Annotated in this window: 6 protein-coding genes and 2 pseudogenes; 3 read left to right on the top strand and 5 right to left on the bottom strand. The window is 41.9% G+C overall.

The features are described 5' to 3' along the window. The first annotated feature begins 196 nt into the window (after positions 1 to 196). The 3 genes and pseudogenes from SST62_RS01000000111365 (at position 197) to SST62_RS0101220 (ending at position 2,313) form a co-directional block, all read left to right on the top strand. Positions 197 to 587, top strand: a pseudogene (locus tag SST62_RS01000000111365) (DUF1761 domain-containing protein). A 69-nt stretch (positions 588 to 656) separates the two neighbouring features. Further along, positions 657 to 1,637 carry an aromatic acid exporter family protein gene (locus tag SST62_RS0101215; RefSeq protein ID WP_029185984.1) on the top strand — a complete coding sequence of 327 codons (981 nt, stop codon included), beginning with the start codon at positions 657 to 659 and terminating at the stop codon, positions 1,635 to 1,637. 88 nt (positions 1,638 to 1,725) lie between these two features. Next, positions 1,726 to 2,313: a cadmium resistance transporter gene (locus SST62_RS0101220; RefSeq protein WP_029185985.1), complete on the top strand. Its 588-nt coding sequence runs from the start codon at positions 1,726 to 1,728 to the stop codon at positions 2,311 to 2,313. A 17-nt stretch (positions 2,314 to 2,330) separates the two neighbouring features. Here SST62_RS0101220 and SST62_RS0101225 read toward each other — a convergent pair whose 3' ends face one another. The 5 genes and pseudogenes from SST62_RS0101225 to SST62_RS0101240 form a co-directional block, all read right to left on the bottom strand. Next, positions 2,331 to 2,549 carry a hypothetical protein gene (locus SST62_RS0101225; protein WP_029185986.1) on the bottom strand — a complete coding sequence of 73 codons (219 nt, stop codon included), beginning with the start codon at positions 2,547 to 2,549 and terminating at the stop codon, positions 2,331 to 2,333. Between the two features lie 129 nt (positions 2,550 to 2,678). Continuing rightward, a complete protein-coding gene (locus SST62_RS0101230) occupies positions 2,679 to 3,809 on the bottom strand; it encodes an ABC transporter ATP-binding protein (RefSeq protein ID WP_029185987.1) in 1,131 nt (376 codons plus the stop codon). Positions 3,810 to 3,971: 162 nt separating this feature from the next. Next, positions 3,972 to 4,829, bottom strand: coding sequence for a helix-turn-helix domain-containing protein (locus SST62_RS0101235; protein WP_029185988.1), 858 nt, complete (start codon positions 4,827 to 4,829; stop codon positions 3,972 to 3,974). 12 nt (positions 4,830 to 4,841) lie between these two features. Further along, a pseudogene (locus SST62_RS1000000113040) lies at positions 4,842 to 4,928 on the bottom strand (hypothetical protein); the annotation flags it as partial. Positions 4,929 to 5,319: 391 nt separating this feature from the next. Continuing rightward, positions 5,320 to 7,929 (bottom strand): MucBP domain-containing protein (locus SST62_RS0101240; protein WP_029185989.1); only part of this gene is annotated, 2,610 nt, incomplete at its 5' end.

The following is a 7,929-nucleotide window of genomic DNA, read 5'->3' on the forward strand; positions in this document are numbered from 1 at the left end:
ACCTCTCTAAACCCTTGATATGCATAGGGTTAGGGAGGGTTTTGTCGTTTCAAACTGTCAAAGACGGGATTATAGCATAGGTTGACTGAAAATAGGCACTCACTATATCACAGCTGAAAAACTTGACCTCCTTACCAAACCATGGTATTCTGTTATCTATCATTTATCCGTACAAACGGAATAAAAAGGAGATTTTATGACACTTATTTTTGGAATTCTGGCAGGGCTGATTGCCTTTGCTATTGGTGGTTTGTGGTATGGTTTTATTTTCCGTGATGCTTGGATTGAAGCCTCTGGCATTGACATGGCTAAGGTAGAAGCTGACCGTCAGGCTGGCAAAAATGGCCAGAAGGAAATGATGATTTCCTTAGCGATTGAAGTTTTGACTGCTGTTGTAGCGATTTTCTTCATCAAGACCCTTGGTGTTTCACCACTCCATGCAGCTGGCGGCATGGGGGGTAATTGCAGTCCTTGCTTCATTGAAAAACTATGTCTTTGAGCAACGCCCTCTTAAACTCATACTCATCAACGAAAGCTACAAACTAGTCTGCTATTTGGTAGTCGGAATTATTGCTTTGTTTGCTTAAAATCAACCCTCCTAAGATAGGAGGGTTTTATGGTACAATAAAAGGAAGACTAAGACCAAAGGAGCCCCCATGTCCCTCTCCCTCCGAACGATTAAACTGATATTTGCTACCGTCCTAGCCATTTACCTAGCGACCGCCCTGGGCTTGTCCTATGCGACGGCAGCTGGCATCATCGCCATTCTCAGTGTCCTCGACACCCGCAAGTCCAGCTTCAAAATGGCCCGCAACCGCCTCTTTTCCACCCTCCTGGCCCTGACCATAGCCGTCCTGACCTTCACCCTCTTTGGCTTCGGTATCTGGACCCTAGGCATCTACCTGGCCCTCTATGTCCCTCTGGCCTACCGATTCAACTGGGAGGCTGGCATCGCCCCCTCGACCGTCCTCGTCACCCACCTCTTACTAGAGCAGGATATTTCGCTGATTTTTTTGGGAAATGAGCTGGCGCTTTTTCTGATTGGGGCAGGACTGGCCCTCTTGTTTAACCTCTATATGCCCTCGCAAGAAAAGAAAATCGAGGCCTACCACGACCAAGTCGAAGACCTGCTCAAGCAGATTCTCCTCCGCTTTGAAGCCCTTCTGCTCAACGGCGACGGACGAAACGAGGCAGAATTGATTACGCAGCTGGATAAGACCTTGGAGGAAGCCCTGAAAGTCGTCTACCTAGACCGCCACAACCAGCTCTTCCAGCAGACCAACTACCAGGTCCATTACTTTGAAATGCGGGCTGCACAAAACAAAATCCTGCGGACCATGGCAGGAAATATCAACAAATGTTTACTGGAAGGCAGAGAAAATGTCATCCTGTCCAGCCTCTTCGAGCGAGCAGCCCAACAACTAAGCCGAGAAAACTCCGCCAAGGAACTACTCCTGAACATCGAACTCTTCCATGCCACCTTCCGCGAGCGACCTCTGCCGCAAACCCGAGAAGAATTTGAAACCCGTGCTACCCTCTTTCAGCTCCTACACGATATGGAAGCCTTTATTCGCCTCAAGGTTGACTTTTATGAGGTTTACAAAGATGAAGATGAGGGTAGTGAAAAAGGAAATTAAAATGAATCGCAATTTTTACTTCTATCTTTCAAAATTGATGTGCCTCTGTAAATAAACATCTATGACTACTATATTATACGGAGGGAACATGACTATTATTACTTATGCACTGATTCTTGGTATTTCAACAAGTATCGATTATTTCCTAATTTTATTCCTTTTATTTTCACAGGCAAAGAAACCAGGTGAAAAACGCACAATCTATTTTGGACAACTACTTGCTAGCTTTATACTCATTCTCTTAAGTTCAATCCTTAGCCAAGTTGCCAATATTTTTCTAGATGACTGGATCCTTGGTCTGCTCGGCTTCGTCCCTATTCTACTAGGTGCTAGAATCCTTTTTGAAAACGAAGCAGAATCAGAAATTCCTGATAGCAAAATCGGACTACTATCTATCATTTTTATTTTATTAGCATCTGGAGTAGATAATTTAGGAATATTTACCCCTTATTTTACAACTTTAAGTACCTTAGAAACATTATTAACCGCCGGCCTGATCTTGCTAGAGACTGTCGCCATTTGCTACCTAGCAGAAAAATTTGGAAGTCTCCATAGCATTTCTGAATTCATAGAAAAATATGAAAAAATAATTCTTCCAACTATTTTTATCGTATTAGGAATCTACATTTTATTCGAATTCGGAACAATGACCTACCTACTGCAATTACTAACATAAGAAAAGAAACCGTCAGTTTAAACCGACGGTTCTTCTATTTTTCCATGAAATTCATCTGATACTTGGTTGTGCAAATGCAAGAAAGACAGCCCCATCATGACCGCATTCCCTGTGACAGCAATGATGAATTCCTCCTTGGTGGATACCTTCCCCATCCAAATGCATATAATCAAAATAAGGTTGTAAAGCAAAATATACAGAGCAGTTATCCGAATTTTTTTCAGTAGTATTTTCATGGGAACCTCCTGTAAGTATCTTTCCTATATTTATTATATAGAGTTTAGCAAACAAAAACAAGAAATTATATGTTACTAACCAAAAACCGCCAGATTTTCATCTGACGGTCAGGTGTTTTATGAACAATTTTATACGATGGCCTTGCTTGTTGCATCATCGAAGAAATGAGCTTTGTTGAGGTTGAAGGTCAAGCGAACCTTGTCTCCTGGATTGTGGTAATCACGCGCATCTACACGAGATACAAATTCTGTATTTCCTACTTTAGAGTAGAGCATGGTTTCCGCACCAAGAAGCTCAGATACCACTACTTCTGCTTCTACGATAGAAGCAGGGTAAGTGTCCAACTCCAACTGAGAAGCCTTGATGTCTTCTGGACGAATACCAAGTGTGAAGCTCTTACCATTGTAGCCTTTTTCTTCCAAGTGCTTGCGACGACCTTCTGGAAGATCCACTTTGAAGCCATCTCCAACAAGAACACCATCTTGAAGTGTCACTGTGAAGAAGTTCATAGCAGGGCTACCGATGAAGCTAGCAACGAACTTGTTGACTGGGCGGTTGTATAGCTCTTCTGGGCTACCGATTTGCTCGATACGACCGATTGTACCTGTACCTGCTGGGTTTTTAGTCGCAGACATGATAACGATACGGTCAGCCAGAGTCATAGCTTCTGTTTGGTCGTGGGTTACGTAGATGGTTGTTGCACCGATACGGCGGTGGATTTTAGCAATCTCTGTACGCATGGATACACGCAGTTTGGCATCCAAGTTTGACAAAGGCTCATCCATCAAGAATACTTTTGCATCACGGACAATGGCACGACCCATGGCAACACGTTGGCGTTGTCCACCTGAAAGGTCAGCTGGTTTGCGTTCCAAAAATTCAGTCAAGCCAAGAATTTGTGCAGCCTCTTCCACACGTTTCTTGATTTCGTCCTTGCTGTATTTACGCAATTTCAAACCAAAAGCCATGTTGTCAAATACAGTCATGTGTGGGTAGAGGGCATAGTTCTGGAATACCATAGCAATGTCACGATCTTTTGGAGCCACATCGTTCATCAACACGCCGTCGATGTATGCTTCCCCTTCTGTAATATCTTCCAAACCAGCAATCATACGAAGAGTTGTTGACTTACCACATCCTGAAGGACCTACGAATACGATAAATTCCTTGTCCTTGATGTCCAAGTTGAAGTCTTCAACTGAGTAATGCTCGCTGTTAGGATATTTTTTGTAGATATTTTTTAAATTCAATTGAACCATGTTCAATCCTCGCTTTCTTTGATGATTTTATTATAAATGAAAACGCTTTACTTTTTCTATGTCAATGTGAACAAAAATAAAAAAATCTTTTGTACAAGTTGCACAAAAGATTAAAAAAATGTACGGTGAACAAAAACAACCTCAAATGGAGTAGCAAACTCCTTAAAATCCATCCTCGATGATGACCTGGTAGCATACAGCTAAATCCGTCAAATCCTTTAGCTGCAAGCCAGTCCAATCATACCACTTATCCAAACGATACTGTAGGGTATTCCGATGGATGTAGAGGGACTGAGCCGCCTTTGTTAAGACTGCACCTTCTTGCCAGAGGGCTAGAATTTCCTTTTCCAGCTGTTGGTGGACAATCAAGGGTGCCAAGCCCTCCTTCAAAACTGGGTAAAGCTGGCCTGCCCACAGATACAATTGGCTAAAGGTGAGCAAATTCGATTGATGGTGGTGAGTCCTCCAGTTGGCAAAGATGGACTGTTCTGCCATTACAAGTTTCGGCCATAATCCAACTACTTTTTCAGGCCACATTTGTCCAAGGAACAAGGTCATCCTGAGACCGAAATCAAATTCCATGGCAGAAAGAGTGTCCCCTAGAATCTCCCGAACATCAAATAGGGTAGATTGTTCCAAAACAAATGTATAATCGTGGCCATTTGTCGTGTAAAAGGCTTTGAGATTAGGCAAGAGCTTGGTCATCATATCGAGCCATGCCTGTCTGCCATCCTCATCCGATACCGTCCAGATATGGGCATGAATGACTTGGAGCGTTGTCAACTCTTGGGGAATCGGCCCTGTTCCATGAAAATAGTGAGCCCAAGGATGCTGAGATTCCTGAGTTAATTCCCCAAGTAACAGCTCCACCAACCCCAATTCGCGCTCTGTCAATTCCTCTTTTGAGAGGGTAAACCAGACACCTTCTGATAGCGGAAATTGGAGTGCTTCACCCTCACTCCTACTAGTAGAAATTCTTCCCTTTGGAAATAATTGCTGTAATTGATCCTTGCTGGTCATCTGGCCTCACTTTCATTCTGTTTCTAATTGACCGATTTTCTGCCGGTAATTTTTGGGAGATTCCCCACAAATGCGTTTAAATATCTTATAGAAGTATCCGACATTTGTATATCAAACTCGGAAACAAATTTCTTCGATTCCCTTCTGACTATTCAATAGAAGCTAATGGATAATCGTCGTTTTGAAGAACTTCTTCTATTTATAGACTACCCTCTGGTTGGCTTTCTGTCAACTAAAAATTGCAGGTATTTAAACAAAATAGTTATTCACAAGTCAAACCTATTTTATTTGGAAACTCTCCAGTTCTCATTCAATAGGTATAAGATAATATATCACCTATTGCTTGAAGCCTTGCCTCCTCCTCTATCGCTTCGTTATCCGCTTCATTCTTCAAAATAGATAATTATTAAAATAGAAAAAAGGAAAGGCAAACCTTTCCTTTTTCTCAATTTATCTCAATCTAATGAAGGTTAGAGAGAATAAATGTTGATTAGTCTTCGTTACGACGACGTTTTCCTGCAAGTGCTAGAGCTGCTACAAGCATTGCAACACCAAGAACCGTTGCTGAAGATGAAGCTTCACCTGTATTTGGCAATTGAGCTTTACCTGGAGCTGGGGTAGTTGGTTTAGCTGAAGTAGCAGGTTTACTTGGAGTCGGAGTCGCTGGAGCTTCAGGATAAACCGGTGTTGGCTTGCTTGGCTCATTTGGTTTATCTGGAGTCGGAGTCTCTACAAGTTCTTTGTACTCGTAAGTAATTACCTGCTCACCCTCTTTAACCACACCATTTTCTGATGCATCACCCTCGTTTGTACGTGTACGAACAAGGATATATTTCTTACCATCTTTAACAATGATTTGTGGAGGTGTGTCGCCATAAACTTCATCTACAGGAGTGTCAGTTGGTTTAACTGTCTTATCGTCTGCGATTTCAGTTTCTGTTCCTTCGATGACGTAACGAGCAACGACTGAACCTGTTACTTTTTCGTAAACGTAAGTTACTGTCTTCGTACCTTCTTCAACTGTACCTGCTGGTTTGTCTGAGCTTACCAAGTGACCGTCTTCTGTTGTTTCACCAACTTTATGTTCACCTGCTTTAACACGTTTGTAAGTCACACCATCTTTAACGATTGTTTCTGGGTACTCGTTGTCACTTTCTTTCGTGTTGTACTCTGAACCAACTTCGCCGTCAGTTGTATCTTTCACTTCTGACTTCAATGGGTTACCTTCTGTATCAACATAAGTGATGACAACGTTACCTGTCTTAACTTCTGGTGTTTCTTCTTGTTCTTTGTACTCGTAAGTGATTGTTTGTTCACCTTCTTTAACGATACCGTCTTTTGGTGAGTCACCTTCATTTGAACGTGTACGAACAAGGATATAAGTCTTACCGTCTTTAGTGATAGTAGTTGGAGGAGTATCGCCGTATGGCTCATCAACTGGAGTTTCTTTAGGTTTAACTGTCTTATCGTCTGCGATTTCAGTTTCTGTTCCTTCGATGACATAACGAGCAACGACTGAACCTGTTACTTTTTCGTAAACGTAAGTGATTTCCTTAGTTTCGCCAGCGACAACTTGACCTGTAACTGGGTCGGTACCTTTTGCTTTACCGTTACCAACTTCAATCAAGTTGTTATTTGATCCAACAACACCAACCTTGTAAGAACCTGATGGAACAAGTTTGTATGTCTTACCATCTTTAGTAATTGTTGTTGGTTTGTTGTCTACAACTGTATCGTAGTCAGTGCCAGCTGGTTCATTCACCACATCGGCCACTTTATCCTTGATAACATTACCTTCCGTATCAACATAGTTTACGTTAACGTTACCTGATTTCACTTCTGGTGTTTCTTCTTGTTCTTTGTACTCGTAAGTGATTGTTTGTTCACCTTCGATGACTTTACCATCTTTTGGTGCATCACCTTCTTTTTCACGAGTACGAACGAGAATATATGTCTTACCATCTTTAGTGATTGTTGTTGGTGGTGTATCGCCGTAAACTTCATCAACTGGCGTTTCTTTAGGTTTAACTGTCTTATCGTCTGCGATTTCAGTTTCTGTTCCTTCGATGACGTAACGAGCAACAACTGAACCTGTTACAAGCTCGTAAACATAAGTGATTTCTTTGGTTTCACCTGCGACAACTTCACCTGTCACTGGATCAACACCTGTTGCCTTACCGTTACCTGCTGCAGTCAAGTTGTTGCTTTCACCAACTGTACCAACGTTGTAAGTACCTGCTGGTACAAGTTTGTACAACTTACCGTCGTATAGAATTTCAGCTGGTTTTTCAGTCTTAGTAGTAGATGACTCAGCTGTGTCATAAGCAGTACCTGCTTTACCATTCACAGTATCTGTGACTGCAAGTTTAATGACATTACCTTCTGTATCTACGTAGTTGATGTTTACATTACCAGCTTTTTCGTAGACATAAGTAACTTTCTTAGTGCCTTCTTCAACAGTACCTTTTGGATCATCTGAGGTTACCAAGTGACCATCTTCTGTAGTCTTACCTACTTTATGTTCACCTGCTTCAACACGGTAATAAGTATCGCCATCTTTCTCGATCGTTGATGGGTACTCATTTTCGTCTTCTTTCGTGCTGTAAGATTCACCAACTGGCTCATCGGTTGTGTCTTTCACTTCTGACTTCAAGACATTACCTTCTGTATCAACGTAAGTGATCACAACGTTACCTGTTACAAGTTGGTAAACGTAAGTAATTTCTTTGGTTTCACCTGCGACAACTTCACCTGTAACTGGGTCAACACCTGTTGCCTTACCGTTACCTGCTGCAGTCAAGTTGTTGCTTTCGCCAACTGTACCTACATTGTAAGTACCTGCTGGTACAAGTTTGTACAAGTTACCATTGTATGAAATTTCAGCTGGTTTGTTGTCTACAACTGTGTCGTAGTCTGATCCTGGTTCACCATTTTCAACATCAACAACTGGAAGTTTAATCACGTTACCTTCTGTATCAACGTAGTTTACATTGACATGACCTGCTTCTTGGTAAACGTAAGTAATCTCTTTGGTTTCATCTGCAACAACTTTACCGGTTACTGGGTCGATACCTGTTGCCTTACCATTACCAACTGTAGT

This window comes from Streptococcus suis YS56 (genome assembly GCF_000440115.1).
Lineage (GTDB): Bacteria > Bacillota > Bacilli > Lactobacillales > Streptococcaceae > Streptococcus > Streptococcus suis_L.